Origin of the sequence: Neorhizobium sp. SOG26 (assembly GCF_003491345.1) — a bacterium.
Taxonomy (GTDB): Bacteria; Pseudomonadota; Alphaproteobacteria; order Rhizobiales; family Rhizobiaceae; genus Neorhizobium; species Neorhizobium turbinariae.
Genome location: NZ_CP025512.1, coordinates 639,861 through 655,290 on the forward strand (window position 1 = coordinate 639,861; position 15,430 = coordinate 655,290).

The window sequence follows — 15,430 nt, forward strand, 5'->3', positions numbered from 1 at the left end:
ATGATCGGGATGATCGACGGGAGGCGCCGGTGGAGGAAAAAGCAGCGACGGTGAAAGTGTCCGAGCCGGTCAAGCGGCTCGACATGGTGTCGCCGGACATCATACGGCAGCTGACGCAGGCGGAAGCGAAAGCGGCACTGTCCGTTCTCAAGGATGCAGCCAAGCTCGAGCCGGCGGTGGCCGAACTGCTGGCCGACGATGGTCCGCTCAAGTCTTTCCTTGTTTCGGCCCTTAGCCTTTCCCCGTTCCTTTCGGAAACCGCTGCCCGATCTCCGGCACTTCTGACCACTGCCATTCATGAGCCTCTGGAGCCAAGGCTTCGGCAAATCGTTAGCCGAGCCCGCGACTGCTGGCGCCCCAATGATGGTCAAATCCCTTCCGAAAACGAAGTGATGACGGCGCTGCGGGTGGCCAAGCGCGAGCTGAGCTTCCTCGTCGCGCTCGCGGATCTTGGGCGTATCTTTACCGCCCGCGACACGACCTTCTGGCTGAGCGCGCTTGCCGATGCCGCGACCGCCGCCGCCATCGACCACCTGCTGCTGGCAGGCCACGAGAGCGGCAAGCTGAGGCTGCCTGACCCCTCGAACCCGAGCGAGCGCTCCGGGCTGATCGTGCTTGGCATGGGCAAGCTCGGCGGGCGCGAACTCAACTACTCCTCCGACATCGACATCGTCGTGTTCTTCGATCCGGAAGCTGGCACGCTGCCCGATCCCATGGATGGATCGGAAACTTACGGGCGGATGATGCGGCGGCTGATCCGCATCCTGCAGGAGCGTACCGCCGACGGTTATGTCTTCCGCACGGATCTGAGGCTGCGGCCCGACCCGGGCTCGACGCCGCTGGCGGTCTCGCTCGATGCGGCGCTCGTTTATTACGAGGCCCGCGGGCAGAACTGGGAGAGGGCGGCCTATATCAAGGCGCGGCCGGTTGCCGGCGACATTGCGGCCGGCGAGAACTTCATGCGGCTGCTGACGCCCTTCGTGTTCCGCAAGTATCTCGACTACGCGGCGATTGCCGACATCCATTCCATCAAGCGGCAGATCCATGCTCACAAGGGGCACGGTGCGATTGCCGTGAAGGGGCATGACGTGAAGCTTGGCCGCGGGGGTATCCGCGAGATCGAGTTCTTTGCGCAGACCCAGCAGTTGATCGCCGGTGGGCGCATGCCGCCCATCCGCGTGCGGGAAACCGAGGCGGCGCTTCGGGCGCTCGCGGAAGCCAGGTGGATCTCGCACGAGATCGCCGACGAGATGACGGAGTGCTACTGGTTCCTGCGTGACATCGAGCATCGGATCCAGATGGTGCGCGACGAGCAGAGCCATCACCTGCCGGACACAGAGGCCGAGTTGAAGCGGATCGCCTTCATGCTCGGCTTTCGGGACACCAAGAGCTTTTCGGCAAGGCTCGAGGAGGTGCTGCGGACGGTCGAGAAGCGCTATTCGCGGCTTTTCGAGCAGGAAGCCAAGCTTTCCGGTACCAACGGCAATCTCGTTTTCACCGGCCAGCAGGACGACCCCGAAACGCTGGAAACGCTATCGAGTCTCGGTTTTGAACGGCCGGCCGACATCTCGCGGGTGATCCGCACCTGGCACAATGGCCGGTATCGTGCAACGCAATCGGTCGAGGCCCGGGAGCGGCTGACGGAACTGATGCCGGCGCTCTTGAAGGCCTTTGGTGAAAGCAAGCGGGCAGACGAGGCGCTGCTGCGTTTCGACAGCTTCCTCAAGGGTTTGCCGGCGGGAATCCAACTGTTTTCACTGGTTGCGAACAACCCGCCACTGCTGGCGCTGATCGTCACCATCATGTCCTCGGCACCGAGGCTTGCCGACATTGTCGCGAGCAAGCCGCATGTCTTCGACGGCATGCTGGACCCCGGCCTGATTGTCGAACTTCCGACCCGCGAGCATCTCTCCCATCGGCTGACGACCTTCCTCACCGGCGCTAGGGCCTATGAGGAACTGCTGGACCGGCTGCGGATCTTTGCCGCCGAACAGCGCTTTCTGATCGGCATCAGGCTGCTGACCGCGACAATCACCGGGGAGCAGGCGGCGCGGGCCTTTACCCACCTTGCCGATCTCCTGATCGAAGCGGCGCTCGATGCCGTGATGCGCGAGATCGAGGCTGGCCATGGGCCGTATCCGGGCGGTCGCGTCGCGGTGATGGGCATGGGCAAGCTTGGCAGCTTCGAACTGACGGCAGGATCCGACGTCGATCTCATCCTGCTCTACGACTACGACGGTTCGGCTGCCGAGAGTTCAGGGCCGAAGCCGCTCGATGCAGTGCGTTATTTCACCCGTATCACCCAACGGTTGATTGCCGCGCTTTCCGCGCCGATGGCGGAAGGGGTCATCTTCGAAGTGGATCTTCGGCTGCGGCCATCCGGAAACAAGGGGCCGGTCGCAACCCGCATCACCTCGTTCCAGAAATACCAGCATGAGGACGCCTGGACCTGGGAGCACATGGCGCTGACCCGGGCGCGGCTTGTCTGCGGTGACGAAAGCCTCGTCACCGAGGCAAAGGACATCATCTGCGACGTGCTCGCGACCGCCGACGATCCTGACAAGATCACCAGGGATGTCGCGGAGATGCGGGCGCTGATCGAGAAGGAAAAGCCACCGCGCGATGTCTGGGACATGAAGCTGATCCGCGGCGGGCTGATCGATATCGAGTTCATTGCCCAATATCTGCGCCTGATCGCGCCGGCGAAGGGGGAGGTGGTCAATACCTATGGCCTCTCGACGGCTGACGCGCTGAAGATTCTGGGCGCCCGCTTCCTGCAACCGGACCAGCTTGAGACCTGCCTTGCTGCGCTACGGCTCTACACCGAGCTTTCGCAGATCATCCGCCTTTGCGTCGACGGACCTTTCGATGCCAAGGATGCGCCGGCCGGTCTTGTGGAGTTGTTGTGCCGTGCTGGCGACTGCCCCGACCTCAAGACGCTGGAAGGCGAGATGAAGCGGCTCTCCTCGGCAGTGCGAGACACCTTCAAGGCCGTTGTGCGGAAATAGGGCTCAGGCCGTATTGCGGGTGCTCAGCAGGCTCGCGGTCCGGGATCATCAGCGACACGACAGTGCCGACGCCGGTTCGCGAGCGGATGCGCATCGAGCCGCCATGCAGCGCCACCAGCGAGCGGGAGATGGCGAGACCAAGCCCCGACCCGCCCTTGCTCTTGGCATATTGGCTCTGCACTTGCTCGAACGGCTGGCCGATCTTGGCAAGTGATTCCTTCGGGATGCCGATGCCCGTATCGGCGATCGTCAGCATCAGGCCGTTCTGTACGCGGCGGGCACGAAGCTCGATATTGCCGCCCGCATCGGTAAATTTCACGGCATTAGACAGCAGGTTGAGCATGATCTGCTTGAGCGCACGGCGGTCGCCGATGACGTCCAGGCGGTCGCAGAGACGACGGTTGATGGAGACGGACTTCTCTTCGGCAGCGATCGACGTCAGGCGCAGGCTCTCCTCGATCAGCGGCTTCAGGTCGACCGGCTCGGACACGATGCGCATGTGGCCCGCCTCGATCTTCGACATGTCGAGGATGTCGTTGATGACGTTGAGCAGGTGCTTGCCGCTGTCGTGGATATCCTTGGAGTATTCTACATATTTCGGTGATCCGAGAGGCCCGAACATGCCGTTCATCAGGATCTCGGAGAAGCCGAGAATGGCGTTGAGCGGCGTGCGAAGTTCGTGGCTCATGTTGGCCAGGAATTCGGACTTTGCCTTGTTGGCAGCCTCGGCGCGCTCCTTCTCCGCCTGGTAGTTCGCGTTGGCGACCGAAAGCTCGGACTTCTGCCGCTCCAGCTTTTTCTGCGAGGCGGAAAGGTCGCCGATCGTTGCCATCAGGCGGCGTTCGGATTCGCGCAGGCGTTCCTGGTGACGCTTGAGGAGGGTGATGTCGGTGCCGACCGACACCATGCCGCCATCGCGGGTGCGGCGTTCGTTGATCTGCAGCCAGCGTTCGTCCGCAAGCTGGACTTCGGTGGTGCGGGACATGCCGCTGCCGTCGGGATCGGCCACGCGCCGCTCGATGACAGGGCGGGCGGCGGCTGCATTGACGGCCGCACGTTCAGTGCCGGGCACGAGGACGCTGTCGGGAAGGCCGTATGCCTGCTGGAAGTGCGTGTTGCACATCACCAGACGGTCGTTCTTGTCCCAGAGCACGAAGGCTTCCGAGGTGCATTCGATGGCGTCGGCAAGGCGCTGGTCGGCCTCGGCGTAACGCTGCGCCAAGCGATGGTGCTCGGTGACGTCCATTGCGATGCCGATGACATGGGTCCGGCCGTTCGCCGTCTTCACCACCTGGGCACGGGCGCGCATCCACACGTAATGGCCAGCGGCGTGGCGCATACGGAACACCTGGTCGACCTGCTTGGAATTGCCGCGGCTGATCGCACGCGCCAGCGCATAGATGTTGCTGTCGGTCGGATGCATCATGCGGGCGGCATCGGTGAAGGAGATGACGTTGCCGCCCGGCGGCAGGCCGAGCATCTCGTACATCGAGCCCGACCAGAACAGGCGGCGGTTCTCGACGTCGAAGTCCCACAAGCCGCAGCGGCCACGCGACAGGGCCGTTTCCATGCGCAGGTTGGACTGCACGAACGTGTCGTCGGCTTCGCGGGCGCGACGGACCTGCATGTAATAGGCGTAGAGGATCACCAGCAGGATCGCCGAGATGCCGGCGAAGACGGTGACGTTAAGCGACACCTCCTGGCGCCAGAAAAGGTCGATATACTGCAGCGAATGGGCAGCGACGATAAGCGCGCCCTCGGTACCGATCGCCTGGATGGCGGCGTAATGCGAGACGTCGCCGATATAGGTTTCGATCACCGCATTGTCGGTGCCGACGCGCCGAACAGCGGCGGTCTCCGGCAACAGCGAAGTCAGACGACGATCGAGATAGGACGCGATGTTGCCCCAGCCGCCGACCACGCGGCCTTCCGGATTGACGAGAAGGACAAAGGCGCCCGGCATGGTGGGCTCCGGCGGCAGCACAGCACGCAACTGCGCTTCGGCCGGCGCGCGGGCACCCGTCGTCACGAGGGAGGCATTGGCCGCAAACGTGGCGCGGGCGGCAGAGGCAAGCAGCTCGGTGGAGTGGCGGGCTGCATCCTGCATGCGGCTGTATTCGCCCATGATGCCGACGACGCGCGAAGCGGCAACCACAATCAGGAAGGCGACGATGAGGAGGGGGATCGAACGCTTGAGGATCAGTTCGACCTTCGGCATCTGGCGTGCCATCGGTCTCCAGGTCAGCCGTCCTTCGTCAGGAACGGCTCGACCCAAGCCGTCCAGGCTCGGAAATTTGAAACGCAACCGACCTTCGGCAGCGGGGACCCGCTGCGCGTCCGACATCGTCTTCATGTAGACCCTCGTGATGATCCGACGCGCCGCTCGCCCGAATCTGACTCAATGAATCATTAGTGATTCTGCGTGTCCAGAGGGTCCGTTAGCTTTTTGTTAAGATCTGCTACCTGTTGCCAAACGGACTCAAAACCAGGAGCAAAAAAGAAGGGCCACGGAGAGATCCGCAGCCCTTGTCGTTCTAGCCCTTGAGCATCCGCTCGACGATGTCCCTGACATCGGTCGAAAGATTGGCGGCCCGCTCTATCGTGGTGAGCGCTGCCCGGGCATGATCGGCCCGCTGCGGTTCAAGTGAACGCCAGGACCGCATCGAGGTGAGGATGCGGGCTGCAAGCTGCGGGTTCTTGGCGTCGATCGCCAGGATCTGCTCGGCGAGGAAACTATAACCTTCCCCGTCGGCGCGGTTGAAGCCGGTCGGGTTGGAGAAGGCATAGGTGCCGATCAGCGACCGTACCCTGTTCGGGTTGGTCGAGATGAAGCGCGGGTTCTCCATCAGCGATTTGACGCGCGACAGCGCGTCCGCGCCCGGGATGGTCGCCTGGATCGAGAACCACTTGTCGATGACGAGCGGATTGCCGTCAAAGCGGGTCAGGAAGCTCGCAAGGGCCGAGGTTGCCTCGGACGAAGACGGGAAACGATGGGCGAGCAGGGTAAGTGCCTGCGCCAGATCCGTCATGTTGTCGGAGGACGCGAAAGCCTCGGCTGCACGAGCCGGCGAGTTTTCCGAATAGGTGAGGTAGGACAGCGCGATGTTGCGCAGTGCGCGCTTGCCAGCGCTTTCCGCATCCGGCGCATAGGCGCCCTCGGGCTTCATCGTCTCGAACAGGTGGACGAAGGTCTTTTCACCAGCCTCCGCAATGGCCGAGATGACCGCGGTGCGGCCCGCATGGATTGCATCCGGATCGTTGTTGCTGCCGAGTTCGCGGGCAATATCAGCCTCGCTCGGCAGCGTCAGCGCCTGTGCCCGGAAGGCCGGCTCCAGCGTTTCATCGGCAGCCGCCTCCAGAAGCGCGGCGATAAGCGCCGGATCGCAGGTCACGTCCTTGCCGTCGCGGGCATCCCGCGCCGCCTGCATCAGGTTCGGCATGGCAAGATCGGTCAGTGCCTGCCAGCGGGCGAAGAGGTCGGTGTCGTGACGGGCGATATGCGCAAGATCGGCCGGCGTCTGGTCGAAATGCAGGTTGATCGGCGCCGAGAAGGAACGGTTGAGTGACAGTACCGGGCGCGACGAGATGCCGGAGAAGGTGAAGGTCTGGCGTCGTTCGGTGAGGTGCAGCACGTCCTCGGTGACTTCGCCGCCAGTGACGCCTTCCGGCGTTGCCAGCGAGCCGTTATCGAGGATCAGCGCGAACGACAACGGGATGTGCATCGGATCCTTGGTCGACTGGCCGGGCGTTGCCGGCACCATCTGCTCAAGCGACAGCGTGAAGGTGCCGCTGGACTGATCGTAGCTGCTCGAGGCGGTGACCAGCGGGGTGCCGGCCTGGTGGTACCAGAGCGAGAACTGCGTGAGATCGCGCCCGCTCGCATCCTCGAAGCACTTCACGAAATCCTCGACGGTGGCGGCATCGCCATCGTGGCGCTCGAAATAAAGGTCCATGCCCTTCTTGAACGTGTCGCGGCCCAGCAGGGTGGCGATCATGCGGGTGACTTCGGAGCCTTTTTCGTAGACCGTCGTCGTGTAGAAGTTGTTGATTTCACGATACTTCGTCGGGCGCACCGGGTGCGCGAGCGGACCGGCATCCTCGGGGAACTGCTCCGACTTCAGGTGGCGGACTTCGGCGATGCGCTTGACCGGCCGCGAACGCATGTCGGCCGAGAATTCGTGGTCGCGGTAGACGGTCAGGCCTTCCTTCAGGCACAGCTGGAACCAGTCGCGGCAGGTGATGCGGTTGCCGGTCCAGTTGTGGAAATATTCGTGGGCGATGATCGCCTCGATATTTGCATAATCCTGGTCGGTCGCAGTCTCGGGGTCGGCGAGAACGTATTTGTCGTTGAAGACGTTGAGGCCCTTGTTCTCCATCGCGCCCATGTTGAAGTCGGAGACGGCGACGATCTGGAAGATGTTGAGGTCGTATTCGCGGCCGAACCGCTCCTCGTCCCATTTCATCGAGCGCTTCAGCGCATCCATGGCATAAGCCGCGCGCGGCTCCTTGCCGTGCTCGACATAGATCTTCAGCGCGACTTCATTGCCGGACATGGTGGTGAAGGTGTCTTCAACGACGCCGAGATCACCGGCAACCAGTGCAAAGAGATAGGATGGCTTCGGGTGCGGGTCGAACCAGGCGGCAAAGGCGCGCCCTTCGTCATAACCGGCGCCGCCAAGGAAGTTGCCGTTCGACAGCATGACAGGGTTGGCAGCCTTGTCGCCGATGATGGTGACGGTGTAGGGCGCCAGCACGTCCGGACGGTCCGGGAAATAGGTGATGCGCCGGAAGCCTTCAGCCTCGCATTGCGTGCAGTAGATGCCGTTGGTGCGGTAAAGACCCATCAACTGGGTGTTGGCTTCCGGGTTGATATAGGTGGTGATGGTGATCTCGAAAGGCGACTCCCCCGGCAGGTCGCGCACCGTCAGTTGTTCGGATGTCACGTCATACTGGCTGGCCGGGACCTCGTTCTGATCCAGCAGAAGACCAGACAGCGTCAGTTCATCACCATCGAGCACCAGCGGGGCCGTGGGATCGACGCCCTCGCGGCGGTGGAAGATCAGCCGCGCCTCAACTTTGGTATTCGTCGGATCAAGCTCGAACGTCAGGTCGACTCGTTCCAGGACAAAGTCGGTGGGGCGATAATCTGCCAGATGAACAATCTGGCCCGTATCTGTGCGCATAGTACTTCCTGGAACCGGCTCTTCATGTGAGTCACGCGACAAGCATCCGACCGAAATGGGCCAGACTGTACCCGTCGCGGCGGGCATAATTGCACGCAATGCTAAACGATTGTTGAACCCTCTACATCACGCAGAGGTTCGATATTACCGTACTCGGCTCAAAGGGTTTCCGTTTCGTCACCCAATTTGATCAACTCATCAGCAGATTTCATACTCCTCGCGTCCATCATCCTCTATCGTGCGGACAAATCAAGCATTTCCCACCTTTTGCCTGTCTGAAGCGCGGCGAATTCCGAAGAGTAGTACATGGCCGCGGATGCCTCAAACCCCCTCAAGGGGATCATGATGAAGGTAAGCTCAGTCGTGGTCTTTGTGGCGATGCAGGCATGCATCAAGTCCGCCGGGCCCGATATTCCGGCCGGGCAGATCACCTTCTTCCGCTCCGCTTTCGCGGTGGTGCCGATCATCCTCTACCTTGGATACCTTGGCCAATTGCGGGGCGTGATGAAGACCAGCAGCCCGTTTGGCCACCTGCGGCGCGGCATGCTCGGCATCATGTCGATGGGCTTCGGCTTCTATGGGCTGGTCAACCTGCCGCTGCCGGACGCAATCGCGATCGGTTATTCCATGCCGCTGCTTGCGGTCGTGTTCGCGGCGATCTTCCTGAAAGAGCCGGTGCGGCTTTATCGCTGGACGGCGGTCATGGTGGGAATGATTGGCGTCGTCATCATCTCCTGGCCGAAGCTGACGCTGTTCCAGGACGGCGGCGTGCCCTCGCAGCAGGCGCTCGGCGCGGCGGCGGTATTGACGTCATCTTTCCTGGCGGGCTTTGCGATGATCCAGACGCGGCTTCTGGTGCGCACGGAAAAGACGGCGACGATCGTGATGTATTTCTCGCTCAGCGGCGCGGTGTTCTCGCTGCTGAGCCTGCCCTTCGGCTGGAATAACCTCAGCGCGTCGGAGATGGCGTTCCTGATTGCGGCGGGGTTTTGCGGCGGCGTCGGGCAGATCCTGCTGACGGAGGCCTACCGGAATGCGGACGTTTCGACGGTCGCGCCGTTTGAGTACACGTCGATCGTGCTGGGGATTGTGATCGCCTACATCCTGTTTTCGGATGTGCCGACAGCCGAGACCTTGATCGGCACGACGATTACCGTCTCGGCCGGCATCTTCATCATATACCGCGAGCACCAGCTTGGGCTGGAGCGGAAGGCGGCGCGCAAGGCGTCACCGCCGGGCGGCTGAAGCCAGTCCTTAGAGCGGGATGGCAGCGGTCGCCGGATTGCTCTTTTTGGCAGAAGCAGCGCGCGCCGTGTCGGCATGGCTGTATTCCCGCGATGCGTTCACGGCCGTGCCGATGTGGTGCAGGCTGTCACGGAAGCTGCGCAACGAGCGGAGAAACGTGGTCATGGCAAAATCCTCGTGGTTTGCGGATCAACGTTCGCGGAAGTCTGCGAAAACGGCTGCAGGACGCGACACACCGGTCGGGCGCGCCATGGCACGCGAGGTCATCTGCTCGTTCGTTGCCGAGCCGAAGCGGTGGTAGCCCTGCGTGGCACGCGGTGCGAGCCCTGCAATGCGAAGGGTTTCGAAGCCAGAATGGATCGGGCGGAAGCGGGTCGTCATTGCCTTGGTTCCTTTAAACCAGAATTCCTCCCAAGACATGTCTCTATATTGCGCCGCAACATTGATTCCGCAATGCGACAGAACGCCGTACTGTCATGCGCAATGTGCATGGCTCCATTCATAATCCGGTAATGTTGTTCAAAGAATCGGCAGAAATAGCCGAATGCGCCATCTAGTGGCTGGTGAGGCGGCTCTTGAAGGTGAGCAGGTCCTGCCATGCAAGTGCCTTGTTGGCAGGGGCCGCGATCAGTTCCTGCGGATGCAGGGTGGCAATCGCCGCCGTATTCCAGCCGCCGATGGTAACATCACGCCATTCGCCGCGCAGCGAATGGATCGTGCCGTTGACGCCGAAGAAGAAACGGGCCGGGAAGGTGCCGAGAAGCAGCAGCGTCTTCGGCTCGGCGAGCGCTATCTGGCGCTCCAGGAACGGCCGGCAGATTTCCATCTCGGCGGGCGAGGGCATGCGGTTGCCGGGCGGCCGCCACGGGATCATGTTGGTCAGCACCACGGCTTCACGGGCGAGGCCGATCGCACCCAGCATCCGGTCGAGAAGCTGTCCCTGCCGGCCGGAAAAGGGGATGCCGTCGCGATCGTCATCGGCATTCGGCATCGGGCCGATGACCATGATGCCCGAGGCCGGATCACCGCTGGCAAACACCGTGGAGCGCGCGCCGTTCTTCAGGTTGCAGCCGCTGAAGGCCTCAAGTGCCGTCTTCAGCTCCGGCAAAGAGCGTGCGCTTTCGGCGGCAAAGCGGGCGGCCGCGACAGCTTCGCCATCGGGAACGGAAACGGGTGCGGAGGATGACGGTGCGGCAGGCGAGGGGGCGGAAGCCCGCGCAGCCGAACCTGCACCCGCGCGGCTTGGGGCGGCAGCGCCCCCTGTGTTGGTCGCGGTTTCATTCTGCGCCAGGGTGCCACGAGCCGATGCCGGTATGCGGGCTTCTGCCTTGGCGGCCCTTTGCGCGGCGAATTGCGCGAAGCGATCCACCGGATCATCTTCGGCCAGCCACTCCACACCCGCATCTGCATAAAAATGCAGAAGCGCGGCGAGCTCTGGCGCGTCGAGATCCTTGGCGGTGTCCATGATCCTATCCTAGCGGAGCGGACGAGGCGGCGAAAGGCAAAGCCGCTCTCACGCGGCCCATTGTCCCACGTTATCGCTCTCGCCGATCAGCGCCAGCCCGTGTGCGATGGAGAGCAATTCGCCGCCGCTTTCGATCTTGGACGCGTCGAAGCGGCGGGTGAAGATCCGCCGGACGGCCGGGACGAAGGACGTGCCGCCGGTGAGGAAGATCTTGTCGACGGCTGCGGGCGGCGTGTTTGTCTGCTCCAGCACCTCGTCGAGCGCCCCTTCGATCTTGGCAAGATCATCCGCGATCCAGGTCTCGAAGTCGCTGCGCTTCACCATCTTGTTGCCAGCCTTGCCGAGCGGCGCGAACTTAAACTCCGCTTCCTCGGCGCCCGACAGCGCCATCTTGGTGGCCGAGATCGCCTGGTAGAGCGGGTAGCCTTCGTCGTGCTCCACAAGATCGATGAACAGTTCCAGTTTGTCGGGATCCAGCGCCGAACGCACCAGCGATTTCATGTCGGTGAACTCGCGGGTGGTCTTGAAGATCGACAACTGGTTCCAGCGGCTGAAATTGGCGTAGTAGCCGGCCGGCACTTCCAGCACCTTGTCGAAGCTCTTGAAGTAGGTGCCCTTGCCGATCTCCGGCGCCACGAGATGGTCGATCATCCGCGCGTCGAAATGGTCGCCGGCAATGCCGACGCCCGAGTGTCCGATCGGTTTGGCGGTAAGCTTGCCGGCCTGGCGCTCGAAACGGATCAGCGAATAGTCGGTGGTGCCGCCGCCGAAGTCGGCCACCAGCACGGTTGCGTCGGTTTTCAGCGTCTGGGCAAAGTAATAGGCGGCCGCCACGGGCTCATAAACGTAGTGGATCTCGGGGAAGCCGAGACGCGTCAGGGCCTCGTTGTAGCGCTCCGTGGCGAGTGCGGGATCCGGATTGGCACCGGCAAAATGCACCGGCCGCCCGGCGATGAGGCGCGAGACCTCTGAGGGCCAGTTGCCATCCGCATAGGTCTTCAACCGCTTCAGGAAGATTTCCATCAGGTCTTCGAATTGCTGGCGGCGTGCGAACACGAGCGTGCCCTGGAAGAGCGGGCTGGCGGCAAAGGTCTTGATCGACTGCAGGAAGCGGCAATCACCCGGATTGTCGATGAACTGGCGGATCGCAGCCTGGCCAGCCTCCACCTTCAGCGCCTGGGCGCCCATCACCGCGTCCTTCATGAAGGAAAGCGCGGTGCGCATCGAATCGCTGGTGCCGGCATTGCTCGTGAACTGCATCGAATGGGTGGTCGAACCGTCGCCGTCCGCGAGTGCCAGAACAGTGTTGGTCGTGCCGAAATCAAGCCCGAGCGCCCGTGCCATGGCCGTGCTCCTTAAAGTCATCAATGATGTTGAAACGGGCAAAGGCCCGAACGCAAAAAGGCGCCGAACAGCGCCTTGATCAGTGTGGGCGCGTGATCGCACAAGCCGGCTGTTGATGCAAGCCGAAAGGCTTTAGATGTTGCTTATGTGCTCAGGCTCCGCTGCCTGTTCCAGGAGCCATGTGCGGAAGGCTTCCATGGCCGCGTTGACAGGCCGTGATTTCAGCCGCACCAGCCAATAACTGCCTTTCGAGATATAGATGTCGAAGGGTTGCACCAGCGCGCCTGACGCGGTGTGGCGCGAAAACATCAGAGGCGGCGCGAGCGCCACGCCTGCCCCCTGGATCGCCGCCTCCACCATCAGCACCGAACTGTCGAACACCATGCCGCGAAGGGGCGCTGGCTCAACGCCCGCAGCCTCGAACCAGCTTGGCCATTCGTCGGCCCGATAGGAGCGAAGCAGCGGCTGCTTCGCCACATCTTCCGGCGCCTGGATTTCCCTTGCAATCGAAGGCGTGCAGAGCGCCGTCAGTGGCGCCTCGAACAGTGCTTCTGCCTCCATGTCATGCCAGGCCCCGTTGCCGAACTTTATCGTGTAATCAAGCCCTTCGGCGGCAATATCAACCCGGTTGTTGTTGGTGGAAAGCCTTAGATCCACGAACGGATGTTTGGTATGGAAATCGGACAGGCGCGGCAACAGCCAGCCGACCGCAAGGGTCCCCACCGCACCGAGTTTCAACACCTCGCGTACATGCCCGCCCTCGAAGCGCTCCAGCATGTCGGCCATGCGGTCGAAGCTTTCCTGCAGCCCCGGCAGCAGCGCCAGGCCTTCCTCGGTGATCATCAAGCCGCGAGGCAGGCGGCGAAACAGCGTAACGCCCAGCCGCTGCTCGAGCAGTTTCACCTGGTGGCTGACGGCGGCTTGCGTGACGCAAAGCTCGATCGCAGCGCGGGTGAAGGACAGGTGGCGCGCGGCGGCTTCGAATGCGCGCAACGCGTTGAGCGGCAGATGGGGTCGAACCATGGATGCCTTAGATTTATTTGTGCCTCCCCGCAGATATCATCGTTTGATTGGGGCTCGCAAGCCGACCTAGAAATGCCGCATCACCTCAAACGGAGCATGATGATGGCGTCCAGAAATCCCCTCATTCTCGCAGCACTCGTTGGCGCGACGGCGTCTCTTCTTCATTTCGCCGCCGCGCAGGCCGCCGAGCCGTTGCGGTGTACGGTCATCATCGATGAGAAGAGCGGGGAGCCGCTGCATCGCCAGGGGGATTGCGCGGAGGCGATATATCCGCAGTCTACCTTCAAGCTGCCGATCGCGATGATGGGATATGACGCCGGCATCCTCACCGATGCCCACAATCCGCGCTGGTCCTACCAAGCCAAGTGGCAACGCCCGCAGCGGGAGCAGAAGGACACCGACCCGACAATCTGGGAGCGCGATTCCATCGTCTGGTATTCGCAGGAGATCACCCGCCGGCTCGGCAAGGAGGCATTTGCCGCCTACATTCGCGGCTTCAACTACGGCAATCGCGACGTTTCCGGTGGCCCGGGCGGCACCGATGGCCTGACACAGTCATGGCTGATGTCGTCGCTGAAGATCTCGGCGGATGGACAGGTGGATTTCCTGAGGCGGTTCCTCACAGGCGGCCTGCCGATCAGTGCGGAGGCTGTCGAGAAGACGAAAGCCATCACGCCGAGGTTCGACGCTGCGGATGGCTGGACCGTCTACGGCAAGACGGGCTCGGGCAGCATGCGCAACAAGGCCGGCAAAGGTGACGCGAGCCGTCCGATCGGCTGGTTTGTCGGCTGGGCGGAAAGACAGGGGCGGCGCGTCGTGTTCGCGCGCCTCTTCGTGGATACGAAGCGCCACACCAAGCAACCGATCAGCTTCACCGTGCGCGACAGCCTGATCGAAGACCTGCCGCGCCTGATGGCGCGGTAAGGGAGAGGCTCGCGTCGTTTTTACCCCCGAAGGCGGCGCGAGCCCCACATTGTTACCAAGCCGATGGCGGCGGACACCAGGCCCCAGATGATCCAGGGCGTCTGATTGATCATGAAGCTGGAGCGAGGATACGGGAAATAACCCGTGCCCTGGCCGATCCACAGCAGGCCGATGGCAACCATCACGATGCCGACGATCCGCAATACAGTCCGCATGGTTGCCATCCTCCTGCCTTCTCGTGTGAAGGCGTTACATCCTCATCGGCCGCACCGCGGTCAGATCGACCGCGACGCTCCGCCGTCGACGCGCAGCATGGTACCCGTCACATAGCTCGCCGGCACGGAGCACAGGAAGGCGCCCGCGGCGGCAAACTCCTCGACCTTGCCGAGACGGCCGGCCGGGATCGTCTTCAGCGATGCGGCGCGGACCTCCTCAAGGCTCTTGCCCTGGCGCTTGGCATTGGCGCCATCGAGTTCATCGATGCGGTCGGTATGGATGCGGCCCGGCAACAGCATGTTGCAGGTGATGCCGAAGCTCGCCACCTCCGCCGCCATGGTCTTGTTCCAGCCAACGAGCGCCCCGCGCAGCGTGTTCGACAGCGCGAGGTTCGGGATCGGTTCGAAGACGCCCGACGACGCAACCGTCAGGATGCGGCCGAAGCCCTGTTCCTTCATCTGCGGCAGGAAGGCGTTGGTCAGCGTGATGACGCGCAGCACCATGGACTGGAAGAAGGTGTCGAGCTTTTCGGCCGTCATCTCTTCCGCGGTGCCCGGGGTCGGGCCGCCCGTGTTGTTGACGAGGATGTCGATGTCGCCGAGCTTTTCCTTCACGCCATCCACCATGGACTGGACGAAATTGTCTTCCGCGAGGTCGCCCCACAGCCAGTCGGCCTTGCCCTTTCCGGCTGCGTTGATGGCCGCGCAGTTTTCCGCCAGCCGATCGCCCGAGCGGCCGACGAGGAGAACATGAGCGCCTTCTGCCGCAAGCGCCTTGGCAATGCCAAGCCCAAGCCCGCGTGAGGAAGCAAGAACAAGCGCACGCTTGCCGGTGAGGCCGAAATCCATGGTGTGATCCTCCTGATTTTGTCTTGAAGTTGCGGAAGTTATAGCAGCCGTTCGGCAGTGGGGAAGGCCGATCTTGCAATCTTCCGTTCGACTGTTAGATGACGTATACGTAAACGTAATATGCGAAAGCGGAAACGCGGGTTGCGCGAATGGCAAGGGTGGAGACGTTTTCCT

Annotated in this window: 12 protein-coding genes; 3 read left to right on the forward strand and 9 right to left on the reverse strand. The window is 62.5% G+C overall.

What is annotated here, in order from left to right; translation table 11 throughout:
• The first annotated feature begins 83 nt into the window (after positions 1-83).
• On the forward strand, positions 84-3,008 hold the full coding sequence (locus CYG48_RS03155; protein WP_118851470.1) for a bifunctional [glutamine synthetase] adenylyltransferase/[glutamine synthetase]-adenylyl-L-tyrosine phosphorylase: 2,925 nt from the start codon (positions 84-86) through the stop codon (positions 3,006-3,008).
• On the opposite strand, the gene CYG48_RS03160 is transcribed toward CYG48_RS03155, so the two are convergent.
• A complete protein-coding gene (locus CYG48_RS03160; RefSeq protein WP_118851471.1) occupies positions 2,986-5,352 on the reverse strand; it encodes a PAS domain-containing sensor histidine kinase in 2,367 nt (788 codons plus the stop codon). The genes CYG48_RS03155 and CYG48_RS03160 overlap by 23 nt on opposite strands.
• 190 nt (positions 5,353-5,542) lie before the next feature.
• Positions 5,543-8,191 (reverse strand): aminopeptidase N, encoded by a 2,649-nt coding sequence (gene pepN / locus CYG48_RS03165; protein ID WP_118849044.1) that lies wholly within the window; start codon positions 8,189-8,191, stop codon positions 5,543-5,545.
• A 306-nt stretch (positions 8,192-8,497) separates the two neighbouring features.
• On the opposite strand from pepN, the gene CYG48_RS03170 reads away from it, so the two are divergent.
• Complete coding sequence (locus CYG48_RS03170) at positions 8,498-9,436, forward strand: DMT family transporter (RefSeq protein ID WP_118849045.1); 939 nt, start codon at positions 8,498-8,500, stop codon at positions 9,434-9,436.
• Between the two features lie 9 nt (positions 9,437-9,445).
• On the opposite strand, the gene CYG48_RS22370 is transcribed toward CYG48_RS03170, so the two are convergent.
• The 5 genes from CYG48_RS22370 to CYG48_RS03190 all read right to left on the reverse strand — a co-directional run bounded on the left by CYG48_RS22370 (position 9,446) and on the right by CYG48_RS03190 (position 13,268).
• Positions 9,446-9,601: a hypothetical protein gene (locus CYG48_RS22370; protein ID WP_199925198.1), complete on the reverse strand. Its 156-nt coding sequence runs from the start codon at positions 9,599-9,601 to the stop codon at positions 9,446-9,448.
• Positions 9,602-9,625: 24 nt separating this feature from the next.
• Positions 9,626-9,817, reverse strand: a complete 192-nt coding sequence (locus CYG48_RS03175) for a hypothetical protein (RefSeq protein WP_118849046.1) — start codon at positions 9,815-9,817, stop codon at positions 9,626-9,628.
• A gap of 172 nt (positions 9,818-9,989) precedes the next feature.
• On the reverse strand, positions 9,990-10,901 hold the full coding sequence (locus CYG48_RS03180) for a uracil-DNA glycosylase (protein WP_118849047.1): 912 nt from the start codon (positions 10,899-10,901) through the stop codon (positions 9,990-9,992).
• A 48-nt stretch (positions 10,902-10,949) separates the two neighbouring features.
• Positions 10,950-12,245, reverse strand: coding sequence for an Hsp70 family protein (locus CYG48_RS03185; protein ID WP_118849048.1), 1,296 nt, complete (start codon positions 12,243-12,245; stop codon positions 10,950-10,952).
• 132 nt (positions 12,246-12,377) lie between these two features.
• Positions 12,378-13,268, reverse strand: coding sequence for a LysR family transcriptional regulator (locus CYG48_RS03190; RefSeq protein ID WP_118849049.1), 891 nt, complete (start codon positions 13,266-13,268; stop codon positions 12,378-12,380).
• Between the two features lie 102 nt (positions 13,269-13,370).
• Between CYG48_RS03190 and blaOXA the strand changes: the two genes are divergently transcribed.
• The gene (gene blaOXA, locus CYG48_RS03195; RefSeq protein WP_118849050.1) at positions 13,371-14,192 is read left to right on the forward strand and encodes a class D beta-lactamase; all 822 of its coding nucleotides are present in this window, start codon (positions 13,371-13,373) and stop codon (positions 14,190-14,192) included.
• Between the two features lie 20 nt (positions 14,193-14,212).
• On the opposite strand, the gene CYG48_RS03200 is transcribed toward blaOXA, so the two are convergent.
• Entirely contained in the window at positions 14,213-14,407 is a 195-nt protein-coding gene (locus tag CYG48_RS03200; RefSeq protein WP_118849051.1) for a hypothetical protein, read from the reverse strand.
• A gap of 60 nt (positions 14,408-14,467) precedes the next feature.
• Positions 14,468-15,256: an SDR family oxidoreductase gene (locus CYG48_RS03205; protein ID WP_118849052.1), complete on the reverse strand. Its 789-nt coding sequence runs from the start codon at positions 15,254-15,256 to the stop codon at positions 14,468-14,470.
• Positions 15,257-15,430: the final 174 nt, after the last annotated feature.

What these genes read in the sequence shown, in the direction of transcription:
- CYG48_RS03185 (WP_118849048.1), bottom strand. Translation starts at nt 12,245, where the DNA reads ATGGCACGGGCGCTCGGGCTTGATTTCGGCACGACCAACACTGTTCTG.
- CYG48_RS03200 (WP_118849051.1), bottom strand. Translation starts at nt 14,407, where the DNA reads ATGCGGACTGTATTGCGGATCGTCGGCATCGTGATGGTTGCCATCGGC.
- CYG48_RS03160 (WP_118851471.1), bottom strand. Translation starts at nt 5,352, where the DNA reads ATGTCGGACGCGCAGCGGGTCCCCGCTGCCGAAGGTCGGTTGCGTTTC.
- CYG48_RS03155 (WP_118851470.1), top strand. Translation starts at nt 84, where the DNA reads ATGGTGTCGCCGGACATCATACGGCAGCTGACGCAGGCGGAAGCGAAA.
- CYG48_RS03170 (WP_118849045.1), top strand. Translation starts at nt 8,498, where the DNA reads ATGGCCGCGGATGCCTCAAACCCCCTCAAGGGGATCATGATGAAGGTA.
- CYG48_RS03180 (WP_118849047.1), bottom strand. Translation starts at nt 10,901, where the DNA reads ATGGACACCGCCAAGGATCTCGACGCGCCAGAGCTCGCCGCGCTTCTG.
- CYG48_RS03205 (WP_118849052.1), bottom strand. Translation starts at nt 15,256, where the DNA reads ATGGATTTCGGCCTCACCGGCAAGCGTGCGCTTGTTCTTGCTTCCTCA.
- CYG48_RS03190 (WP_118849049.1), bottom strand. Translation starts at nt 13,268, where the DNA reads ATGGTTCGACCCCATCTGCCGCTCAACGCGTTGCGCGCATTCGAAGCC.
- pepN (WP_118849044.1), bottom strand. Translation starts at nt 8,191, where the DNA reads ATGCGCACAGATACGGGCCAGATTGTTCATCTGGCAGATTATCGCCCC.
- blaOXA (WP_118849050.1), top strand. Translation starts at nt 13,371, where the DNA reads ATGGCGTCCAGAAATCCCCTCATTCTCGCAGCACTCGTTGGCGCGACG.
- CYG48_RS22370 (WP_199925198.1), bottom strand. Translation starts at nt 9,601, where the DNA reads ATGACCACGTTTCTCCGCTCGTTGCGCAGCTTCCGTGACAGCCTGCAC.
- CYG48_RS03175 (WP_118849046.1), bottom strand. Translation starts at nt 9,817, where the DNA reads ATGACGACCCGCTTCCGCCCGATCCATTCTGGCTTCGAAACCCTTCGC.